We start from the raw sequence: 21,405 nt of genomic DNA, 5'->3' as shown, positions 1-21,405 counted from the left end.
CACCGTCCGCCGCTTCCTCGTTGTTCTGTACGGGTGATGGAGGGGTGCGGGTGGGGTGGGGTGTCCCGCACGGTAGCGGGAGGTTGACAGGTCGAAGCGCTCAATGCCCGCGTGAGCCTCTTGAGAGCCCTTCCTGAATATGGGGAGTCGTCAGGCTCTGGTTCAGGGCGGCACATGCGTACTCAGGTACCGGCAAGCCCCCATTCGTGTCAGTGCTACCGGTAGACTGGTGGGTAATCCCGCATATTCGCGGGAGTCGTCGATACAAGCCGAACGACGCAGCCGCTCCCGACTGTCCGGAGAACGGCCTGTGCTGTGCCAGAAAGGGCGCTTCGTGGCCGATTCCGGCAACCCCAACGAGAACAATCCGTCCACACCCGGTGAGATCGTCGAGGCGAACGCCTTGGACGAAGCATCGGCCTCCGGCGAGGTCAGCGCCTCGTACGACGCCAGCGCGATCACCGTCCTCGAGGGCCTGGACGCGGTCCGCAAGCGACCTGGCATGTACATCGGCTCGACCGGTGAGCGTGGCCTCCACCACCTCGTGTACGAGGTCGTCGACAACTCGGTCGACGAGGCGCTGGCCGGGCATGCGGACACCATCGACGTCACGATCCTCCCCGACGGCGGTGTCCGTGTCATCGACAACGGCCGCGGTATCCCGGTCGACATCGTGCCGTCGGAGAAGAAGCCGGCGGTCGAGGTCGTGCTGACCGTGCTGCACGCCGGCGGCAAGTTCGGCGGCGGCGGCTATGCCGTCTCCGGTGGTCTGCACGGTGTCGGTGTCTCCGTGGTGAACGCGCTGTCCTCGCGGGTGTCCGTCGAGGTCAGCCGGGACGGCTACCGCTGGAGCCAGGACTACAAGCTCGGTGTGCCGACCGCTCCGCTGGCCCGTAACGAGGCCACCGACAAGTCGGGCACGTCGGTCACCTTCTGGGCCGACGGGGACATCTTCGAGACGACCGAGTACTCCTTCGAGACCCTGTCGCGCCGCTTCCAGGAGATGGCCTTCCTCAACAAGGGCCTGACGATCAAGCTCACCGACGAGCGCGAGTCGGCGAAGGCCACCTCGGGTGCGGAGGTCGCCGAGGTCGCCGAGACCGCCGAGGAGAAGCAGGCCCGCTCGGTCACGTACCACTACGAGGGCGGCATCGTCGACTTCGTGAAGTACCTCAACTCCCGCAAGGGCGATGTCATCCACCAGTCGGTGATCGACATCGAGGCCGAGGACAAGGAGCGTCTCCTCTCGGCCGAGATCGCCATGCAGTGGAACACGCAGTACACCGAGGGCGTCTACTCCTTCGCGAACACGATCCACACGCATGAGGGCGGTACCCACGAGGAGGGCTTCCGCGCCGCGCTGACCACGCTGGTCAACAAGTACGCGCGGGACAAGAAGCTGCTGCGCGACAAGGACGACAACCTCACCGGTGACGACATCCGTGAGGGTCTGACGGCGATCATCTCGGTGAAGCTGGGCGAGCCGCAGTTCGAGGGCCAGACCAAGACCAAGCTGGGCAACACGGAGGCGAAGACCTTCGTCCAGAAGGTGGTCCACGAGCACCTCACGGACTGGTTCGACCGCAATCCCAACGAGGCGGCCGACATCGTCCGCAAGGGCATCGCGGCCGCCACGGCCCGGGTCGCGGCCCGCAAGGCGCGTGACCTGACCCGTCGCAAGGGGCTGCTGGAGAGCGCCTCGCTGCCGGGCAAGCTGAGCGACTGCCAGTCCAACGACCCGACGAAGTGCGAGATCTTCATCGTCGAGGGTGACTCCGCCGGTGGTTCGGCGAAGTCCGGCCGCAACCCGATGTACCAGGCGATCCTGCCGATCCGAGGCAAGATCCTGAACGTCGAGAAGGCCCGGGTCGACAAGATCCTGCAGAACACCGAGGTCCAGGCGCTGATCTCGGCCTTCGGTACCGGGGTCCACGAGGACTTCGACATCGAGAAGCTCCGCTACCACAAGATCATCTTGATGGCGGACGCCGATGTCGACGGTCAGCACATCAACACCCTGCTGCTGACGTTCCTCTTCCGTTTCATGCGTCCGCTGGTCGAGGCCGGGCACGTGTACCTCTCCCGCCCGCCGCTCTACAAGATCAAGTGGGGCCGGGACGACTTCGAGTACGCGTACTCGGACCGGGAGCGCGACGCCCTGGTCGAACTGGGCAAGCAGAACGGCAAGCGGATCAAGGAAGACTCGATCCAGCGCTTCAAGGGCCTCGGCGAGATGAACGCCGAGGAGCTGCGCGTCACCACGATGGACGTCGACCACCGGGTCCTCGGCCAGGTCACGCTGGACGACGCGGCGCAGGCCGACGACCTCTTCTCGGTGCTGATGGGCGAGGACGTCGAGGCGCGGCGCTCGTTCATCCAGCGCAACGCCAAGGACGTCCGCTTCCTCGACATCTGAGTCGGCCGTATCCGCAAGCCGCCGCTCGAAAGGACTTTGACCAGCAATGGCCGACGAGAACACCCCCGTGACACCCGAGCAGGAGCCCGCCGCCGCCGGCGTGGGCATGCGTGTCGAGCCCGTGGGGCTCGAGACGGAGATGCAGCGCTCCTACCTCGACTATGCGATGTCCGTCATCGTCTCGCGTGCGCTGCCCGACGTACGGGACGGCCTGAAGCCCGTCCACCGCCGGGTGCTGTACGCGATGTACGACGGCGGCTACCGGCCCGAGAAGGGCTTCTACAAGTGCGCCCGTGTCGTCGGAGACGTCATGGGTACGTACCACCCGCACGGTGACTCGTCGATCTACGACGCGTTGGTGCGACTGGCGCAGCCGTGGTCGATGCGCATGCCACTGGTGGACTCCAACGGCAACTTCGGTTCTCCGGGCAACGACCCGGCCGCCGCCATGCGGTACACCGAGTGCAAGATGATGCCGCTGTCCATGGAGATGGTCAGGGACATCGACGAGGAGACCGTCGACTTCCAGGACAACTACGACGGCCGCAACCAGGAGCCGACGGTTCTGCCGGCGCGCTTCCCGAACCTGTTGGTCAACGGTTCCGCGGGGATCGCGGTCGGTATGGCGACCAACATCCCGCCGCACAACCTGCGCGAGGTCGCAGACGGTGCGCAGTGGTACCTGGAGCACCCGGAGGCCTCCCAGGAGGAACTCCTGGACGCGCTGATCGAGCGGATCAAGGGCCCGGACTTCCCGACGGGTGCGCTCGTCGTGGGCCGCAAGGGCATCGAGGAGGCGTACCGCACCGGCCGTGGCTCGATCACGATGCGGGCGGTCGTCGCGGTCGAGGAGATCCAGAACCGGCAGTGCCTGGTCGTCACGGAGCTTCCGTACCAGACCAACCCCGACAACCTGGCGCAGAAGATCGCCGATCTGGTGAAGGACGGCAAGGTCGGCGGGATCGCGGACGTCCGTGACGAGACCTCGTCGCGCACCGGCCAGCGTCTGGTCGTCGTGCTGAAGCGGGACGCGGTCGCCAAGGTCGTCCTGAACAACCTCTACAAGCACACCGATCTGCAGACCAACTTCGGCGCCAACATGCTGGCCCTGGTCGACGGTGTGCCGCGCACCCTGTCGATCGACGCGTTCATCCGCCACTGGGTGACGCACCAGATCGAGGTCATCGTCCGCCGCACGAGGTTCCGTCTGCGCAAGGCGGAGGAGCGGGCGCACATCCTGCGCGGTCTGCTCAAGGCGCTGGACGCGATCGACGAGGTCATCGCCCTCATCCGGCGCAGCCAGACGGTCGAGGTCGCGCGTGAGGGCCTGATGGGCCTGCTGGAGATCGACGAACTCCAGGCGAACGCGATCCTGGAGATGCAGCTGCGCCGGCTGGCCGCGCTGGAGCACCAGAAGATCACCGCGGAGCACGACGAGCTCCAGGCGAAGATCAACGAGTACAACGCGATCCTGGTGTCGCCGGACCGGCAGCGGAAGATCGTCAGCGAGGAGCTCGCGGCGATCGTCGAGAAGTTCGGCGACGACCGGCGCTCCAAGCTGGTGCCCTTCGAGGGCGACATGTCCATCGAGGACCTGATCGCCGAGGAGGACATCGTCGTCACGATCACGCGTGGCGGCTATGTGAAGCGCACGAAGACGGACGACTACCGCTCGCAGAAGCGCGGCGGCAAGGGCGTGCGCGGTACGAAGCTCAAGGAAGACGACATCGTCGACCACTTCTTCGTGTCGACCACGCACCACTGGCTGCTGTTCTTCACCAACAAGGGCCGGGTGTACCGGGCGAAGGCCTACGAACTCCCGGACGCCGGCCGCGATGCCCGTGGCCAGCACGTCGCCAACCTGCTGGCCTTCCAGCCGGACGAGCGGATCGCCCAGATCCTGGCGATCCGTGACTACGAGGCCGCGCCCTATCTGATTCTGGCCACCAAGGCCGGTCTCGTGAAGAAGACCGCGCTCAAGGACTACGACTCGCCGCGTTCCGGGGGTGTCATCGCCATCAACCTCCGGGAGGTGGCCGATGGTGACGAAGGCACTCCCGACGAACTCATCGGCGCGGAGCTGGTGTCGGCCGAGGACGACCTGCTGCTCGTCAGCAAGAAGGCCCAGTCGATCAGGTTCACCGCCACGGACGAGGCGCTGCGTCCGATGGGGCGTGCCACTTCGGGCGTCAAGGGCATGAGTTTCCGCGAAGGCGACGAACTGCTCTCGATGAATGTTGTCCGGCCCGGTACGTTCGTGTTCACTGCCACCGACGGCGGGTACGCGAAGCGGACCCCCGTCGACGAGTACCGCGTCCAGGGCCGCGGTGGCCTGGGCATCAAGGCCGCCAAGATCGTGGAGGACCGCGGCTCGTTGGTCGGCGCGCTGGTGGTCGAGGAGTCGGACGAGATCCTCGCCATCACGCTCAGCGGCGGTGTGATTCGTACGCGAGTCAATGAAGTCAGGGAGACGGGCCGTGACACCATGGGCGTCCAACTGATCAACTTGGGCAAGCGCGATGCCGTCGTCGGTATCGCCCGTAACGCCGAGGCGGACCACGAGGCCGAAGAGGCCGAGGGGTCCGAGGACGCCGAGGCTGCGACGGCAGAGGCTGCCGAGAGCACGGTCGAGGGAGATGTCGAAGGCACGTCGCCTTCGGCCGGGGAGCACGAGGAGTAAAGCGTGAGTGGAGCCACGGGCGCCGGTTCGGCTGCTTCCGGAGCAGGAGCGCACGGTGCCCGTGGCCCCGCCACGGACTCCCAAGGGGGCACAGTGACGGACACCCGGGGGCCTCAGCCCCAGTACGAGGGCTACGCGACCGGGCCGTTGCCCGGTGAGCGCGAGCCCGCACCGGGGCAGGCGAGCGGGCCGTACCACCCGCCGCAGGCCTACCCCTCGCCCGCGGGCGGGCCCCAGGGCGGTCGGCCGTACGCCCCACAGGGCGGTACGCAGGAAGCCGGCGCCGCGCAGGGTGCCCGGCGACCGCGGACCGGTGCGCGGACCACTCCGCGTACCCGCAAGGCGCGGCTGCGGGTGGCCAAGGCCGACCCGTGGTCGGTGATGAAGGTCAGCTTCCTGCTCTCCATCGCGCTCGGCATCTGCACGGTGGTGGCGTCCGCGGTCCTGTGGATGGTGATGGACGCGATGGGCGTCTTCTCCACCGTGGGCGGCACGATCAGCGAGGCCACCGGTTCGAACGACAACAGTGGCTTCGATCTCCAGTCGTTCCTGTCGCTGCCGAGGGTCCTCCTCTTCACCTCGGTCATCGCTGTGATCGACGTGGTTCTGGCGACCGCGCTGGCGACTCTGGGCTCCTTCATCTACAACCTGTCGGCAGGCTTCGTGGGCGGCGTCGAGCTCACGCTGGCCGAGGACGAGTAGCGCGCAGGGTATCGATTTTGGGACTGGCCCCGACGTGCGCTAATCTTCAGAGGTCAGCGCGCAGCGCGGCGGGGCTATAGCTCAGTTGGTTAGAGCGCATCCCTGATAAGGATGAGGCCACAGGTTCAAATCCTGTTAGCCCCACAGTGACAGCAGAAGGCCCGGTATCTCCTCGGAGAGACCGGGCCTTCTGCGTGGGGTCGTGTGTGTGGCTGCGGTGGTGTGCGCCTGCGCGGGGAGGCGAGGGGGAGCCGCCTCGTGTTCCTGGTGTGCGGTGCCGCCCCATGGGGCTGCGTACGGCAGGGGACAGGCTCATGTCCTCGCACCGCGAGAGGTCCGGGCGCACGAAGAAGCCCCCGTGTCCGGTGCGAGACCGGTTCCGAGGGCTCGGTGCGTCAGGTGCGGGGCTCTCAGCAGGGCTTTCATGGCGGGAGGAGGGATCCGTCCCCCGCCCGGGCCCCGTGGGCGGCTCGGGTGGTGCCGCTGGTCTTCGCGGCGTCCGTCGTGTCTGCGGACAGATGCCGGGTGACGGGTGAGGAGCCGTGCGCCTCGGCGCGGATGCGCTGCTTCATCGTCGGGGGCAGTGCCCTGTCGCGGGGAAGGGTCCATCGCACCGACGGGGTGGACGCGGTGACCGGGGCGGCACCCGTGTGCTCCTGGTTCGTGGTGCTCGGCTCCGTGGTGCTTGCTTCGGTGGCCGCCGCCGGGGCGCTCATGAAGCCCAGTGCGGCGAGGAGTGCGAAGAGAGCGGTGACGAAGGCGGTCCAGATGTTCCTGGGCTTGAAGGTGCTCATGGCCCCTCGCTTTCGGGTGGTCCGGTTTGCGTACCTTTCTGATGATGTGTACTTAGTTCGTCAATGCAGGGACCGACGCCACCGATCCGAAGATCTTCTGATGAACACCACTCGTATGGTTCAACCGGTTTTGACAGGGCTCCGGGGGACGGCCGCCGCGGCTGGTTGCTTCGGCCGGGACGGCTCTCGCGAGCGGGCGGATGATCGCTCTGTACCGGGCGTGAGTTGGGCCGCAGGCAGGTCACCGAACGATATCGGCCGGTGTGTATAGTCGGGCGGCAGAAGTCCCCTACGTCAAGGAAAGACGAGGTCGCGCGGTGAAGAAGCTTCTCCTGGTCGCACTGGCCGCCATCGGCGGGCTCCTCGTGTACCGCCAGATCCAGGCGGATCGCGCCGAGCAGGATCTGTGGACGGAGGCGACCGACTCCGTGCCCGCAGGTTCGGGTGTGTGAGACAGAACAGCCTGATAACGGGCCCCGGTCGCTGAGCGGCCGGGGCTTCGTGCTGTCGCGGGACCGTGACGCCCGTTCTCGGGGGCACCGAAGCAAAGCCATGGCTTGCGGGAGCAAAACAGCCTGGTTCTCCGGTCGAGGGGACGCGCGGAGCAGTGTGGCGCCGGGGGCGCCGGCGCGCGGCGACGAGCCGGTCGGCCACGCCACCATGCGGGTGCCGCGGCCAGGAAGCCCGACAAGCGGGGCCATTCGAGCGGCGTCCAAGACAGCAGCGGTACGGGCGGGGCAGGATGGACGGGCATCGCGGCCGCTGCCGGGGCGGGCGCCGTGGTGAGCGCGACCGCGGGGCTCGTGTTCCTGCCCGGGCGTCGCGGGCGGGCCGCACCGACGACGAGGGGGAAGCGCGTGATGAGGCAGCCCAACAGGGGCCGGGTGGCGCTGGCCGCGGTCGCGGCGATGTGTGCGGCGGCGGTGCTGCCGGGGCAGGCGCACGCGCAGGGCGAGGGTGCCGCGTACACGTTCGAACCCGGGGCGAAGAAGGTCAGTGGTGCGGAGATCAGCACCGAGGCGTCGGCGCTCACGCCCGGATCGGTCTACCGGAGCTCGATCGAGCCCGGCGAGAAGCTCTATTACCGCCTGGACCTCGACGCGCGGACGAACGCCTACGTCTCGGTGGTGGCCGTGCCCAGGGACGGCGGCCAGGTCGCCTACGGGGACGGGATCTCGGTCAGTATCAGGGACAGCACGGACCGGCAGTGCAGTCAGGAGGACGCCCGGTTCAGGTCGGCGGAGTTCCCGCGGCCGATCGCGGCGTACGCCCACCGGATCGTGGCGGCCAACAGCAGCACCTGCCAGGAGGCCGGGACGTACAACGTCCTGATCGAGCGGGAGAGCAAGGCCACGTCGTCGCCCGGTGCATGGGATCTGGAGCTGCGCCATGTGTCGGAACCGCAGCTGAAGACGCCCGGTTCCCTGCCGACCCGGGCGCCGGAGGACTGGCCGTCGGCCTCCCCCGAGCCGCCCACCGCCGCCCCGCAGAAGCAGAAGCGGTCGGGCGGGAGCAGTTACTACGACGCGACCAGCCTGGACACCGGTGAGTGGACCGACGACATCGCGCCGGGGCAGACCCGCTTCTACCGCGTGCCGGTGGACTGGGGCCAGCAGATCTTCGCCACCGCCGCCCTGAGCAACAGCACGGCCTCCGACGAGTACGTCGGCAACGCGCTGGCGATGTCCCTGGACAACCCGGCCCAGGGCCATGTCGACGACGCGTTGCCGCTGTCCTACGCCGGCAAGCCGGCCTCGGTGTCGCTGGATCCGCTTCCTCCGGTGGCGTACGAGAACCGTTACGACTTCAGTGACAGCGTCAGCGCCATGCGGTTCGCCGGCTGGTACTACCTGTCCGTGTCCCTCAGCCCGAAGATCGCGAACTCCTACGGCGACACGGCGATTCCGCTGACTCTCCGGATCGACGTCGAGGGGCCGGCCGGGAAGACCCCGTACACCGGGGACACCGGGATCTTCTCGGTCACGCAGGACGACAAGGACATGGCGAGGAACGGCCTGAGCGGCCCCGAGGCGGCGGCCGGGAGCGACACCCTGCGGATGGTGGTCGGCGTGACCGGGATCGGCGTGGGGACGGTGCTGGTGCTCGGGCTCGGGGTGTGGACTCTGCTGGCACGGCGTCGCGTGGCGACCGCTGCGGCGGCCCCGACCGGTACGCACGGTCCGCTCACGGGCGGCCCGGCGGACGGCGGTGGGACGCCGTACGGAGGATCGCCGCAGGCCTGGTAGCCGAAGGGGCCGCCGGGTACGACCGAGGGCTCCCGGCGGGCGGGTCAGCCCCGGGCCAGCGCCCAGATGCCCACGGTGAAACTGATCAGCGCCACCACCAGGACCGGGACCGCCACCTTCCGGGGCGGTCCCGGACGCGTCCGCGGGGCCGGTGTGGGAACGGCAGAGAAGTGCGGGGCCGGTCCTGTCCCGGGCGGGGCGGTCTGCGGCTGCCCGGTGGTGTACGCGCGGGTGGGAGCCGGTTCGTGCTGCACGGCGGCCATGGGGGCCTGTGAGAGGTCCGTCGCGTGGAAGGGGGCGGCTGTGTGCGCCGGGAGCGGAGCGGGGGGCGCGGCCGGTTGCACCGGGTGGGGCAGTGACGTGGGTTGCTGCGGAGGCGGAGGGAGATGGAAGCTGCCCGTCTCCGACATCGAGGTCGGCGGCTGGGTGTAGGGCTGCTGGACCGTCGGCCCGGTAGGCGTGTTCGGTTCGGCCGGCCGCGGGGACGCGATCGGCCCGTCGGGACCGAAACCGGCGGGCAGCGGCCCGAGTTGGTCGAAGACCTCCACCGGCTCGTCCTCGGCGCCGGGGTCCGGCAGCATCTCGACCGCGGCCGTCAGCGCCTTGCGCGCGCCGGTGGCGGTACGGAACCGGGCCTGCGGATCGGGTTGCAGCAGCCCCGCCAGGACCTGCCACAGCGGCTCCGGAATCCCCTCCGGGGCACCGGGAGTGCCGTACGCGGCGAAGTGTTCGATGAGGGCCTGCGCGTCGGGCTTCCTGCCCTGCAGCAGATACAGCGCGACGAGGCCCACCGCGAACAGGTCGGCGGGGAAATCGGGTTCCGCGCCCATCATCTGCTCGGGTGCGAAGTAACCGGGCGTTCCGACCACGTAGTTGGTCTCGGTGAGCCGCGGCTCACCCTTGCGCATGGAGATGCCGAAGTCGGACAGGCGCAGATGCGGCCGTCCCGTTCCGGTGGCCTCCATGAGGATGTTGGCGGGTTTGATGTCCCGGTGCACGACGCCCTCCGCGTGCACCGTGGACAGGCCGGAGAGCAGCTGGTCGAGCAGCGTGCAGACGAACCGGGGAGGCAGCGGTCCGTAGTCACCGATGACATGCGCCAGCGAACCACCGCTCACCAGGTCCATGGTGAACAGCACCTTGTCGTCGTCCGCGGCCCAGCTGGCCGGGGCCAGCACATGCGGATGCTCGATCCGCAGCGCCTGCTCGCGGACGAAGCGCAGCAGTGTGTGCGCGTCGCTCTGCTGGAGGACCTTGGCTGCCACGTAACGGCGGCGCCGGTGGTCCCAGGCGCGCCAGACGGCGCCGACCCCACCACGTCCGATCGGATCGATCAGTTCGTACCGACCGGCGAAGACCTCACCCATTGCGCTGCGCCCGCTCCCAGTTCCGGTTCCGGCTCGTGCTCGGCTCTCGGGGGGTCAGTGACCTGATGCCCCGACGGGTCCCAGTGCCGTGGCCGGCACTAGTTCTGGTGTCCTTCGTAGTGCGCCACCGCGTCGGCGGTGCGCCCCGCGCCGTACACCCTGAGGAACTCTGCCAGTTCCGGATGGGTCGGGGCGAGGGAGTCGGCGGCATCGATGATGTCACCGGCGGCCGCGACCGATCGCAGCAGCGACTGGATCTCACGCACCACCCGACGGACGGTCGGGGCGCCGCCGGTACGGGAGGTCTGACCGGAGCTGGTGAGGACGGAGCCGCCCTGGGACTTCTTGATCTCCTCCATGCGTGCGGCGGCCTCTCCGGCGCTGACACTGCCGTCGGCGGCCTGACCGGCCAGTTCCTGGAGGGCCTGGACGCGCTGGACGACCGCGGGGTTGCCGATCTTGGCCCGCTGGCCGCTCATCAGCTGGGAGAGCATGGGGGCGGACAGCCCGAGGACCCCGGCGAGCCGGGCCTGGTTCAGACCGAGATCGTCTATCAGCCGGCGGAAGAGCGCGCCGAGAGGTTCTCCGTACCAAGTGCGCTGAAGCTCCCTGGCTCTTGCCGTTGCCTCTTGCTGAGCTACATCCATGGCGTCTCCCCTTCGCTGCGGCTTCGCTGCTGCGAACCTCGCCGAGCATCTTACGGAGCGTGGTCGCCGACGGGGAGCCCCCATCTTTTTGCAAGATTCCCGGGAGTACCCGGTACTCTGGTCTGCGGCGGTCACCGAGGCGTCAAGGCGTTCGGTGGTGCCCGCTTTTCGGGGCCTTAGCTCAGTTGGTAGAGCGCTGCCTTTGCAAGGCAGATGTCAGGAGTTCGAATCTCCTAGGCTCCACAGACGCCAGAACGGGCGCCGGAAGACCTCAGGGTCCTCCGGCGCCCGTTCTGCCGTACGTACGGGAGCTTGTTCAGCCGCGGTCGTCGAGATCGGTGCCGTCCACCTCGTCCGGGCCTTCCGTGCCCTTGGTCTCCGTGCCGGTCTGCCTGGCCCGGCCCTCCGGGTCGAGCGGGGAAGGCCCGCTGCCGTCGACCGAGGACGTCGGCGACTGGTCGGAGACCTCCGTGGGGGCGGGCGGTTCGACCAGCCAGTCCGGGTTGGCCTGCTTGTCCCACCACCTCCAGGCGGCGTAGCCGGCGGCCACCGCGATGCCGACCACGGCGAACTGCTTGAAGAACCGGCCGGCCGTCGCCCGACGCTCGTGCTTCCTGGCCAGCTGCCGGATCTCCTGCGCGGTGACCGGGCTGCGCAACGCGGCCAGCGCCGCGGCGCTGCGGGCCGAGGCCTCCTCGGCCATGGGCTGGGCGACGGCCATCGCCTGTTCGACGCGCGGCACGGTGAAGTCCGCGGCGGTGCGGGCGGCCCGGCGGGTGCGGAGCGCGGCGCGCTGGGCGGCCTCGTCGACCCTGGGGGGTACATGGGTGCGGGCCAGCTCGATCCGCGGTGCGAGATGGGTGTCGTATCGGACGCGGGCCTGCCGGGCGGCCTTCGACATCTTCGGCGCCAGCCGCGCGCGGGCCTCGCACGCGAGAAGAGCGGCTTGGTCCTTGGCCGAGTCGGCGTAGGGCGCCACCACTTCCGCGGCGTGCTGCACGCTTTCCTTCGCCGAGTCGGTTGCGGCGCGCACGCTGTCGATGCGGGTCACGGGATCCTCCTCCTTGGTGGCGGGTGGATACTCCGCCTTTCCACCCATTTCGAGATCATGCCTGCTGGACGCCCGTCCGGCATGCGGGGCGGGCATACGGGTCATTCAGATGATCAGTGAGGTATTCAGGTCATGTGGTTCAAGGGGAGCTTGCCGACGACAGTGCCGCGGTCAGCCCGCGCCGGTTCGTCACGCGCTTGGACGCATTTGTTCCTGCGGGGAGCGGCACCCCGGGCCTTCGGGGAAGTCGCGGACGGGCGGGACGGTACGGCCCCGGCGAGGGGGGAGGCGGATGGGGCAGGAAGGTGAGCGAGGTGCGTCGGCCGTGGCGGCCGGGCGCCGGAGTGGACGGTCCGTGCGAGGATCGGTGGACCTCACGGAAGACTTACGGAAGGCAGATCGTGGCTGAGCAGCTTTACGCCACCTTGAAGACCAATCAGGGCGACATCGAGGTCCGGCTCCTGCCGAACCACGCGCCCAAGACGGTCAAGAACTTCGTCGAGCTCGCCAAGGGCGAGCGCGAGTGGACGCACCCCGGGACCGGCAAGAAGTCCACGGACCGGCTGTACGACGGCACCGTCTTCCACCGGGTCATCAGCGGCTTCATGATCCAGGGCGGCGACCCGCTGGGCAACGGCACCGGTGGTCCGGGATACGAGTTCGCCGACGAGTTCCACCCCGACCTCAGCTTCAACAAGCCGTACCTGCTGGCCATGGCCAACGCCGGCCCGGGGACGAACGGCTCGCAGTTCTTCGTCACGGTTGCGCCGACCGCCTGGCTGACCGGCAAGCACACCATCTTCGGCGAGGTCGTCGATCCCGCCAGCCAGAAGGTCGTGGACGCCATCGCGGCCACCGCGACCAACGCGCGCACCGACCGTCCGCTGCAGGACGTCGTGATCGAGTCGGTCGTCGTCGAGAACCGGTGACCGCCGCAGTCGTCGTATGACCGCGCTCTGATTCCCTTTCCGGGAACCAACCCCCCTGCTCGTCCGTACTGGTTACATAACGGACGAGCAGGGCCGTGTTGTGCGTGCTGCCGCCACGACGAGCACCGAGGGGACCGGTAAGTGATGGGACCGATGGACCAGCAGCCGCCGGGGGACCAGGACCGGTCCGCCGCGGCGGACGGCGCACTCGCCTGCTACCGCCACCCGGGTCGTGGGACACACATCCGCTGTACCCGCTGCGACCGCCCGATCTGCCCGGAATGCATGGTCAATGCCTCGGTCGGGTTCCAGTGCCCGGACTGCGCCCGCCAGGGAGCCGGTACGGGGCACGGACCGGGTGCCGCCCGGCCGCGCACGATCGCCGGTGCGGCTGTCACGGCCGACCCGCGGCTGATCACCAAGATCCTTCTCGGTATCAACGTCGCCGTGTTCATCGCTGTCTGGGCGAACAGCGCGCTGATCGATGATCTGATGCTGATCGGCCGTGCCACGTTCCACTACGGCGGTCCGCTGGAGGGCGTGGCCGAAGGCCAGTGGTACCGGCTGGTGACGTCGATGTTCCTGCACCAGCAGGTGTGGCACATCCTCTTCAACATGCTGGGGCTGTGGTGGCTCGGCGGTCCGCTGGAGGCGGCCCTCGGCCGGGCCCGCTACCTCTCGCTCTACCTGCTCTCCGGTCTGGCGGGCAGCGCTCTCACCTACTGGCTCGCCGCACCGGTCCAGGGCTCGCTCGGAGCCTCCGGAGCGATCTTCGGCCTGCTGGGGGCCACCGCCGTGCTGATGCGCCGGCTCAACTACGACATGCGTCCGGTCTTCGTGCTCCTCGCGGTGAACCTGGTCATCACCTTCAATCCCTGGGGCGGGATCGCCTGGCAGGCGCATGTCGGCGGTCTGATCGCCGGCACGCTGATCGCGATCGCCATGGTGCACGCCCCTCGCGAGCGGCGGACGCTGGTCCAGTTCGGGGCCTGTGCCCTGGTCCTGGTGGCGGTGATCGCCGTCGTCGTGGCCAGAACGGCCGCACTGACCTGAGCCGAGACCGTCCACACCCCTTCCCGGGGGCTTGGTGGGGGCTTTCTCGGTCAGCTGTCCACAGTGGGTGCCGGATCTTGTGCATTCTGCGGGAACAACCGTGCCCCTTGTCGCTGAGCTGGGGCTTTCCAGCAGCGACAAGGGGCATACCCTCCTCGAACGGAGGAGGTGGCAGTCACATCGGTGTCAACAACCGGTGAGTTATCCACAGATCGTCTGACCTTTTCCCCTGCCTGTGGATAACGCTGTGGGTAACCAGTGTCACGGCACCGGGGCAAGGGCTGCCGGACCAGGCCGTGCCGCGGGGATCACCTTCCCTGCGGTGCTACTTCCACTGCGTGGAGACACCGAAGCCGCCGGCGATGAAGCCGAAGCCGACGACGATGTTCCAGTTCTTCAGCGACGAGATCGGCAGATCGCCGTCGGTCACGTAGAAGACGACGATCCAGGCCAGACCGATCAGGAAGAGCGCCAGCATCACGGGCGCCACCCAGCTGCGGCTGGTCAGCTTTATGTTGGTTGCCTGCTTCGCCGGAGGCGGCGTGAAGTCGGCCTTCTTGCGGATACGTGACTTCGGCACGAGGAACTCTCCTGTCGATGCGCTGCGTGACCGCGCAGGGAACTGTGGCTGGCGCCGGGGGTGGGCGCGAGGGGGAATGTTGCCTCCCCGGGGCGTCCGTTAGCGTAGTGCTTCCGTGGCGCCGAAGGAGATAAGGGTACGTTGAGCAATTCTGCCGACTTCCCCCGAGGACCGGTCCGGCGCATCTTCCGGCACCCGGCCAGAGTGCTCACCGCTGCCGTCTTCGCCCTCGCCGGCCTGATCTTCGTCACCAGCGCCAACACGGCCAAGGGCACCAACCTCCGCACCGACTCCTCGCTGCTGAAGCTCTCCGACCTCATCCAGCAGCGGAGCGGCAAGAACGCGCAGCTGGACGAGGCCAACGCATCCGTGCGCGAGGACATCGACGCGCTCGTCCGCCGCGACGACGGCAGCACCGAGGCGGAGACCGCCCGGCTCAAGGAACTGGAACGGGTCGCGGGCACCACGAAGATCACCGGCCGGTCCGTGTCCGTGACGCTCAATGACGCCCCGTCCAACGCCACCGCCAACCCCGGCTACCCCGATCCGCAACCGAATGACCTGGTCATTCATCAGCAGGACCTGCAGGCGGTCGTCAACGCCCTCTGGGCGGGCGGCGCCCGGGGCATCCAGGTCATGGACCAGCGGCTGATCTCCACCAGTGCGGTGCGCTGCGTCGGCAACACCCTGATCCTCCAGGGCCGCGTCTACTCCCCGCCGTACAAGATCACCGCAGTCGGTGATCCGGACGAGCTCAAGCAGGCGCTCGACGACTCCCCGGCGATCAGCAACTACCTGCTCTATGTGAAGGCATACGGCCTCGGCTGGAAAGTCGACGAGCACGAGGCGGTGACTCTTCCCGGTTACTCGGGCACAGTGGATCTCCACTATGCGGAGCCCGGGGACTAGCACGCTTCTGTGGGGAGGCCGACGAGGTGCCGTTACGACTGGTCGTGAGGACGTTCAGCGAACTCTGCATCACCATCGGCGTCCTGATCCTGCTCTTCGTGGTGTACGTCCTGTTCTGGACCGGTGTGAAGGCCGCCGGTGCGACCGAGGGGCAGATCGATGCCCTGCACGACCAGTGGGCGCAGGAAACGGTGACCACGCCCACCCCCGCGCCGCGAACCTCCCCCGAGGCCGCGGACCCCGCCCCCGCCGCGGCGTACCGCGACGGCAAGCCGTTCGCGATGCTGTACATACCCCGCTTCGGCAAGGGCTGGGAGTGGCCCGTCCTGGAGAACACCCGGGTCAGGACCCTGCAGAAGGGGATCGGCCACTACAGCGGGACCGCCCGCCTCGGTGCGACGGGCAATTTCGCGTTGGCCGGACACCGCCGCACGTACGGGGATCCGTTCAAGGACTTCCCGAAGCTGCGACCGGGGGATGCGGTGGTGCTGACGGACGGGACGACGTGGTTCACGTACCGCATCGACAGGAAGCCCTACCGCACGGTGCCGAGCGACACCCGGGTCATCGACCCGGTGCCCCGCAAATCCGGCTACCACGGGCCCGGCCGCTATCTGACCCTGACCACCTGCGACCCCGAATGGGGCAGCAGCCACCGGTTGATCGCCTGGGCGCACCTCGACGCCACCCAGCCGGTCACCGAGGGCAGGCCGGCGGCTTTCCACAGCTGACCCCTGCTGCCGCCCCCGGCCCTTTAGTCTGGTCCCGTACCGAATGGAGGGGACAGCATGTACGGCTGGATCTGGCGGCATCTGCCGGGCAACGCATGGGTGCGTGCGCTCATCTCGCTCGTGCTGGTGCTGGCCGTCGTCTACGCGCTTTTCCAGTACGTCTTCCCATGGGCGGAACCACTGCTTCCGTTCGGTGACGTGACCGTTGACGGCTCGACCGGATCGGGGGCAGGCCAGTGAGCGCCCGCATCCTCGTCGTGGACAACTACGACAGCTTCGTCTTCAACCTCGTCCAGTACCTCTACCAGCTCGGTGCCGAGTGCGAAGTGCTGCGCAACGACGAGGTGACCACCGCACACGCCCAGGACGGCTTCGACGGCGTGCTGTTGTCACCCGGCCCCGGTACTCCTGAGCAGGCGGGGATCTGCGTCGAGATGGTGCGCCACTGCGCGGCCACCGGCGTCCCGGTCTTCGGCGTCTGCCTCGGGATGCAGTCGATGGCGGTGGCCTACGGCGGTGTGGTGGACCGCGCTCCGGAGCTCCTGCACGGCAAGACCTCGCTGGTGACCCACGAGGGCACGGGCGTCTTCACCGGTCTGCCGTCCCCCTTCACCGCGACCCGCTACCACTCGCTCGCCGCCGAACCCGACACGGTTCCGGCGGAACTGGAGGTGACGGCGCGCACCGCCGACGGCATCATCATGGGGCTGCGCCATCGCGAACTCCCGGTGGAGGGCGTGCAGTTCCACCCGGAGTCGGTGCTGACCGAGCACGGCCACCTGATGCTGGCCAACTGGCTGGCCCAGTGCGGCGACGCAGGAGCCGTCGCGAGGTCGACGGGGCTCGCGCCGGTGGTGGGCAAGGCCGTCGCGTGACCGCACTCCGCCCGGAACCCGACGCGGGACCGGACGGCCCGTACGGGCAAGGAGCGTATGAGGCCGCGGGTGCGTTCGAGGCGGCGGTCGATCAACTGGCGGATCCGCTGAACGATCCGCTGCCGGGGCAGCATGCCTCGCCGTGGTTCCGGACGGGCAACATCCCGTTGCGGGAGCGGGTGGAGGGGCAGCAGCGAGGACGAGGGCTGCACCGGGCGCCGGAGCAGTCGGCGCCGCCCTCGGTACAACGGCCGGCGCAGCCGTCACCTGGGGCGCAGAGGGCCGAGGAGACCCCGCCGGAGTGGTACGACCCGGAGGGCTTCGAACGGGACTGGTACGGGCAGCAGGAGCCCGCGCACGCACACCGGGCGCAGGCCGCCCCTGCTTCCTCCCCGCCCTCCCCGCCCTCCTCGTCCTTCCCGCCTCTCGACGAGACGATCGGTCTGCATACGGCGGATGCGAGGCTCCTGGCCGGCCGGGCGACGTCGGCCCGGCCGCCGGATCCCGGTCCGGAGCCGGTGTACGAGCCGACGCCGGAGCCGGTGTACGAGCCGACGTCGGAGCCGGTGGGCGATGCGGAGAGCTTCGGGGAAACGGACACGGAATCCGGGAGGGCCGAACCGGAACCCCGCACCGGTGGCCGTGCGGAGCGTCGGCGCGCCGCCAAGAGAAGCGGCCGTCGGCGCCCGGCAGCACAGCCGCAGAGCCCGGCGCCGGCCGCGAAGCCGATGTCACGCGTCGAGGCGCGGCGTGCGGCGCGTGCGGCCAAGGACAGCCCGGCCGTCGTCGCCAGCCGGGTCGTCGGAGAGCTTTTCATCAGCCTTGGCGTGCTGATGCTGCTCTTCGTCACGTACCAGTTGTGGTGGACGAACGTGCGCGCCGACCAGTACGCCGGCAAGGAGACACACAAGATCCAGGACGGCTGGGCGAAGGGCGACCGCAATCCGGGCGTGTTCGAGGCGGGCCAGGGATTCGCCATCATCCACATCCCCAAACTGGATGTCGTCGCTCCGATCGCCGAGGGCATCAGCAAGGAGAAGGTCCTGGACCGCGGCATGGTCGGTCACTACAGCGAGGGCACGCTGCGCACCGCGATGCCGTCGGCCAAGCAGGGAAACTTCGCGCTGGCGGGCCACCGCAACACGCATGGTGAACCGTTCCGCTACATCAACCGGCTGCGCCCCGGTGACCTGATCGTGGTCGAGACCCAGGACGCCTACTACACGTATGAGGCGACGAAGACCCTGCCCCAGACATCGCCCTCCAATGTCTCGGTGATCGGCCCGGTACCGTCCGGTTCGGGATTCACCGGGCCCGGCCGTTACATCACGCTGACGACCTGTACGCCGGAATTCACGAGCACGTACCGATTGATCGTCTGGGGCAAGATGGTCGACGAACGACCGCGCAGCAAGGGGAAGCCCGACGCGCTCATGGGCTGAAACATCATCACGACAGGGACGGGTGCGGTGACAGCGAGGACCGAGCACGAAGAGCGGGTCGACAGGCCCGCGCTCCCGCAGCGGCGCGGCGGACGTCATCATGTCGCGAACGTCATCAGTGTCTTCGGTGAACTGCTGATCACCGCGGGCCTGGTGCTGGGGCTCTTCGTCGTCTACTCCCTCTGGTGGACCAATGTGCTCGCCGACCGGGAGGCCACCAAGCAGGGCCACACCGTCCGCGACCGCTGGGCGGACGGACCGGGCGAGCTGGACACCAAGGACGGCATCGGCTTCCTGCACGTTCCGGCGATGAAGAACGGCGAGGTGCTGGTCAAGAAGGGCACCGACACCGAGAACCTCAACGACGGCATCGCCGGTTACTACACCGAGCCGGTGAAGTCGGCTCTTCCCTGGGACAAGCAGGGCAACTTCACCCTGGCGGCACACCGCGACGGGCACGGCGCCAAGTTCCACAACATCGACAAGGTGAGCACCGGGGACGCGATCGTCTTCGAGACCCGGACCACCTGGTACGTCTACGAGGTCTTCAAGGAGCTCCGTGAGACGTCCAAGTACAACGTCGACGTCCTGCTGCCGGTACCGAAGGGATCGGGAGCGAAGAAGCCCGGCCGCTACATCACGTTGACGACCTGCACGCCGGTCTACACCTCGAAGTACCGCTACATCGTGTGGGGCGAGCTGGTGCGTACGGAGAAGGTGGACAAGGACCGTACGAAGCCGGCGGAGCTGCGTTAGCCGATCGGACGCCGGGCCCGAAGTCGCGAGCGAATGCTGTGGCTTCGGGCCCTCCGCTTTCCCGGCGCACCCGAGCACCGGCCCTCCGCTTTCCCGGCGCACCCGAGCACCTGCGATCTGCGGTCGCCGACGCGGTGCCGAACACCACACGGCCCGACGGCAGCAAAGGGCCCCGGTCACCGTCGCGGTGCCGGGGCCCGATGGGTGGTGCGATCGGCCTCAGTGCCCGTTGTTACCTGTGGTCGTGAGGATGATGGGAGTGTTCGCCGGGTCCACCTGGGCACCCGGCTGAGGGTTGATTCCGGTGACCATGGCGTTGTCGTCCGGAGAGCTGCCCGTCGCGAACTGGATGTTCGTGAAGCCGAGCTGATTCAGAGTCTGCCTGGCGTCGGAGACCTTCTTGTTCATGACGTCGGGAACCTGGGCCTGAGGCTGCTGCGGCCCCTTCGAGACCGTCAGGACGATCTGAGCGGTCAGCGGTTGCATCGAGTTGGGTTCCGGGGTCTGCCTGATGACCGTGTTGGCCGTCTTGTCCGAGTCCTCCTCGGCCTTGGAGACGTTCTTGAAGCCCATGGCGTTGAGCACGGCCACCGCGTCGTCGTAGTTCCGGTCGGTCAGGTCCGGCACCTCCCGGCTGGCTTCCTTGGCGACCGTGATCGTGACCTCGGAGTTCTTCTCGGCCTTCGACCCGCCCTGCGGGTTCTGCTCGATGACCGTACCGGCGGTCTTGTCGGACGACTCGACCGCGTTCACCTTCACCGTGAACCCCTTGTCCTCCAGCTCCTTGCGGGCGGTCGCCTCGGTCTTCTCCACGATGCTCGGCACCTCGACCTTCGGCGCACCCGTGGAGACGACGACCGTGATGGTCTCCTTCTGGGACATCTGGTCGTCCGAGGTCGGGGTCTGGCTGCAGATCTTGTCCTTGGGCTGGTCCTCGCAGGGTTCACGCGCGCCGATCTTGAGGACGACGTCGGCGTTCTCCGCGAGTTTTTGTGCTTCCGCCACGGTCGAGCCGACCATGTTCGGCACATCGACCTTGTCGTTGCTGTCGCTGGCGCTGAACACCGCCCGGCCGATCAGGATCGCGCCGATGAGCACCAGGACGCCGGCGGCGACCAGCAGGATCGTCGAGGTGTTGTTCTTCTTCTGGCGGCGGCGGTCCGGGCGGTCGTCGTAGCCGTAGCCGCCGTCGTCCGGGTTGACCGGAGGCAGCATGGACGTCGGCGCGCCGTTCTGGTCCGCGGCGCGCAGGGCGGTGGTCTGCTGGTCGCCGTACCCGTCGTAGCCGCCGTAACCCGGCATACCCATCGCCGCGGTGGCGGCGACCGGCCGGCCGTCGAGGCAGGCCTCGATGTCGGCGCGCATCTCGTCGGCCGACTGGTAGCGGTAGTCGGGGTCCTTGACCAGGGCCTTCAACACGATCGCGTCCATCTCGGGCGTGATCTCGGGGTCGAAGGTGCTGGGCTTCTGCGGCTCCTCCCGGACGTGCTGGTAGGCAACCGCGACGGGCGAGTCCCCGACGAACGGCGGCCGGACCGTCAGCAGCTCGTAGAGCAGGCAACCGGTCGAGTAGAGGTCGGAACGCGCGTCGACCTGCTCACCCTTGGCCTGCTCCGGGGAGAGGTACTGGGCGGTGCCGATCACGGCCGCGGTCTGGGTCATCGTCATACCGGAGTCGCCCATGGCGCGGGCGATGCCGAAGTCCATGACCTTGACCTGGCCGGTGCGCGTCAGCATGACGTTCGCCGGCTTGATGTCGCGGTGGACGATGCCGGCGCGGTGCGAGTACTCCAGCGCCTGGAGGATGCCCACGGTCATCTCCAGAGTGCGCTCGGGCAGCAGCCTGCGGCCGGAGTGCAGGAGCTCCCTGAGCGTCGACCCGTCGACGTACTCCATGACGATGTACGGGATGGAGACCCCGTCGACGTAGTCCTCACCGGTGTCGTAGACGGCGACGATCGCCGGGTGATTCAGCGAGGCGGCGGACTGGGCCTCACGGCGGAACCGGGCCTGGAAGGACGGGTCGCGGGCCAGGTCGACCCGCAGCGTCTTCACAGCTACGGTGCGGCCGAGCCGGGTGTCGTGTGCGAGGTAGACCTCAGCCATGCCACCACGGCCGAGCACCGAGCCCAGCTCGTACCGGCCGCCGAGGCGACGCGGCTCTTCCATAACTGTTCCAGCCCTCTCCGTCAGTCCGGACCGCACCGGCGTGTGGTCCGGCGGTGTG

General features: G+C 68.5%; 19 protein-coding genes and 2 tRNA genes. 15 read left to right on the top strand and 6 right to left on the bottom strand.

Annotated elements, in window-relative coordinates:
* Positions 1–310 precede the first annotated feature (310 nt).
* The 4 genes from gyrB to AB0L71_RS17055 all read left to right on the top strand — a co-directional run bounded on the left by gyrB (position 311) and on the right by AB0L71_RS17055 (position 5,942).
* Positions 311–2,416: a DNA topoisomerase (ATP-hydrolyzing) subunit B gene (gene gyrB, locus AB0L71_RS17070; protein WP_365243261.1), complete on the top strand. Its 2,106-nt coding sequence runs from the start codon at positions 311–313 to the stop codon at positions 2,414–2,416.
* Positions 2,417–2,462: 46 nt separating this feature from the next.
* Entirely contained in the window at positions 2,463–5,096 is a 2,634-nt protein-coding gene (gene gyrA / locus AB0L71_RS17065; protein ID WP_365243259.1) for a DNA gyrase subunit A, read from the top strand.
* A gap of 93 nt (positions 5,097–5,189) precedes the next feature.
* On the top strand, positions 5,190–5,798 hold the full coding sequence (locus AB0L71_RS17060) for a DUF3566 domain-containing protein (RefSeq protein WP_365243257.1): 609 nt from the start codon (positions 5,190–5,192) through the stop codon (positions 5,796–5,798).
* Between the two features lie 70 nt (positions 5,799–5,868).
* Positions 5,869–5,942, top strand: a tRNA-Ile gene (locus AB0L71_RS17055).
* A 278-nt stretch (positions 5,943–6,220) separates the two neighbouring features.
* Here the strand turns inward: AB0L71_RS17055 and AB0L71_RS17050 are convergent.
* Positions 6,221–6,592: a DUF6344 domain-containing protein gene (locus tag AB0L71_RS17050; protein ID WP_365243255.1), complete on the bottom strand. Its 372-nt coding sequence runs from the start codon at positions 6,590–6,592 to the stop codon at positions 6,221–6,223.
* Positions 6,593–6,909: 317 nt separating this feature from the next.
* On the opposite strand from AB0L71_RS17050, the gene AB0L71_RS17045 reads away from it, so the two are divergent.
* Both AB0L71_RS17045 and AB0L71_RS17040 read left to right on the top strand, forming a co-directional pair.
* The gene (locus tag AB0L71_RS17045) at positions 6,910–7,044 is read left to right on the top strand and encodes a DLW-39 family protein (RefSeq protein WP_003958712.1); all 135 of its coding nucleotides are present in this window, start codon (positions 6,910–6,912) and stop codon (positions 7,042–7,044) included.
* A 408-nt stretch (positions 7,045–7,452) separates the two neighbouring features.
* Positions 7,453–8,838: a hypothetical protein gene (locus AB0L71_RS17040; RefSeq protein WP_365243253.1), complete on the top strand. Its 1,386-nt coding sequence runs from the start codon at positions 7,453–7,455 to the stop codon at positions 8,836–8,838.
* A 44-nt stretch (positions 8,839–8,882) separates the two neighbouring features.
* Here AB0L71_RS17040 and AB0L71_RS17035 read toward each other — a convergent pair whose 3' ends face one another.
* Both AB0L71_RS17035 and AB0L71_RS17030 read right to left on the bottom strand, forming a co-directional pair.
* Complete coding sequence (locus AB0L71_RS17035; protein WP_365243252.1) at positions 8,883–10,205, bottom strand: protein kinase; 1,323 nt, start codon at positions 10,203–10,205, stop codon at positions 8,883–8,885.
* Between the two features lie 98 nt (positions 10,206–10,303).
* Complete coding sequence (locus AB0L71_RS17030; protein WP_365243250.1) at positions 10,304–10,852, bottom strand: DNA-binding protein; 549 nt, start codon at positions 10,850–10,852, stop codon at positions 10,304–10,306.
* 170 nt (positions 10,853–11,022) lie between these two features.
* Between AB0L71_RS17030 and AB0L71_RS17025 the strand changes: the two genes are divergently transcribed.
* A tRNA-Ala gene (locus tag AB0L71_RS17025) sits at positions 11,023–11,095 on the top strand.
* Positions 11,096–11,168: 73 nt separating this feature from the next.
* Here the strand turns inward: AB0L71_RS17025 and AB0L71_RS17020 are convergent.
* Positions 11,169–11,903, bottom strand: a complete 735-nt coding sequence (locus AB0L71_RS17020) for a DUF5324 family protein (RefSeq protein ID WP_365243248.1) — start codon at positions 11,901–11,903, stop codon at positions 11,169–11,171.
* Between the two features lie 401 nt (positions 11,904–12,304).
* Between AB0L71_RS17020 and AB0L71_RS17015 the strand changes: the two genes are divergently transcribed.
* Together AB0L71_RS17015 and AB0L71_RS17010 are read left to right on the top strand one after the other, a co-directional pair.
* Positions 12,305–12,832, top strand: a complete 528-nt coding sequence (locus tag AB0L71_RS17015; protein WP_365243246.1) for a peptidylprolyl isomerase — start codon at positions 12,305–12,307, stop codon at positions 12,830–12,832.
* Between the two features lie 153 nt (positions 12,833–12,985).
* Positions 12,986–13,885, top strand: a complete 900-nt coding sequence (locus AB0L71_RS17010) for a rhomboid family intramembrane serine protease (RefSeq protein ID WP_365243336.1) — start codon at positions 12,986–12,988, stop codon at positions 13,883–13,885.
* Between the two features lie 325 nt (positions 13,886–14,210).
* On the opposite strand, the gene crgA is transcribed toward AB0L71_RS17010, so the two are convergent.
* Positions 14,211–14,465 (bottom strand): cell division protein CrgA, encoded by a 255-nt coding sequence (gene crgA, locus AB0L71_RS17005; RefSeq protein ID WP_365243244.1) that lies wholly within the window; start codon positions 14,463–14,465, stop codon positions 14,211–14,213.
* A gap of 141 nt (positions 14,466–14,606) precedes the next feature.
* Here crgA and AB0L71_RS17000 point away from each other — a divergent pair, with 141 nt between their 5' ends.
* Genes AB0L71_RS17000 through AB0L71_RS16975 form a run of 6 tightly spaced genes read left to right on the top strand, consistent with a single transcriptional unit; the run spans position 14,607 to position 19,178 of the window.
* Positions 14,607–15,374, top strand: a complete 768-nt coding sequence (locus AB0L71_RS17000; protein ID WP_365243242.1) for a DUF881 domain-containing protein — start codon at positions 14,607–14,609, stop codon at positions 15,372–15,374.
* A gap of 26 nt (positions 15,375–15,400) precedes the next feature.
* Positions 15,401–16,105, top strand: a complete 705-nt coding sequence (locus AB0L71_RS16995; protein WP_365243240.1) for a class E sortase — start codon at positions 15,401–15,403, stop codon at positions 16,103–16,105.
* A 57-nt stretch (positions 16,106–16,162) separates the two neighbouring features.
* Positions 16,163–16,345: a hypothetical protein gene (locus tag AB0L71_RS16990; protein WP_365243239.1), complete on the top strand. Its 183-nt coding sequence runs from the start codon at positions 16,163–16,165 to the stop codon at positions 16,343–16,345.
* Complete coding sequence (locus tag AB0L71_RS16985; RefSeq protein ID WP_365243237.1) at positions 16,342–16,980, top strand: aminodeoxychorismate/anthranilate synthase component II; 639 nt, start codon at positions 16,342–16,344, stop codon at positions 16,978–16,980. Before AB0L71_RS16990 ends, AB0L71_RS16985 begins: the two co-directional genes overlap by 4 nt.
* The gene (locus AB0L71_RS16980) at positions 16,977–18,422 is read left to right on the top strand and encodes a class E sortase (RefSeq protein ID WP_365243235.1); all 1,446 of its coding nucleotides are present in this window, start codon (positions 16,977–16,979) and stop codon (positions 18,420–18,422) included. Before AB0L71_RS16985 ends, AB0L71_RS16980 begins: the two co-directional genes overlap by 4 nt.
* Before the next feature lie 27 nt (positions 18,423–18,449).
* Positions 18,450–19,178 (top strand): class E sortase, encoded by a 729-nt coding sequence (locus AB0L71_RS16975; RefSeq protein WP_365243233.1) that lies wholly within the window; start codon positions 18,450–18,452, stop codon positions 19,176–19,178.
* A gap of 219 nt (positions 19,179–19,397) precedes the next feature.
* Here the strand turns inward: AB0L71_RS16975 and pknB are convergent, their stop codons facing one another.
* Positions 19,398–21,347 (bottom strand): Stk1 family PASTA domain-containing Ser/Thr kinase, encoded by a 1,950-nt coding sequence (gene pknB, locus AB0L71_RS16970; protein WP_365243231.1) that lies wholly within the window; start codon positions 21,345–21,347, stop codon positions 19,398–19,400.
* Positions 21,348–21,405 lie beyond the last annotated feature (58 nt).

The organism is Streptomyces sp. NPDC052052 (genome assembly GCF_040680455.1).
Taxonomy (GTDB): Bacteria; Actinomycetota; Actinomycetes; order Streptomycetales; family Streptomycetaceae; genus Streptomyces.
This window is presented reverse-complemented; position numbering and strand designations above follow the sequence as displayed.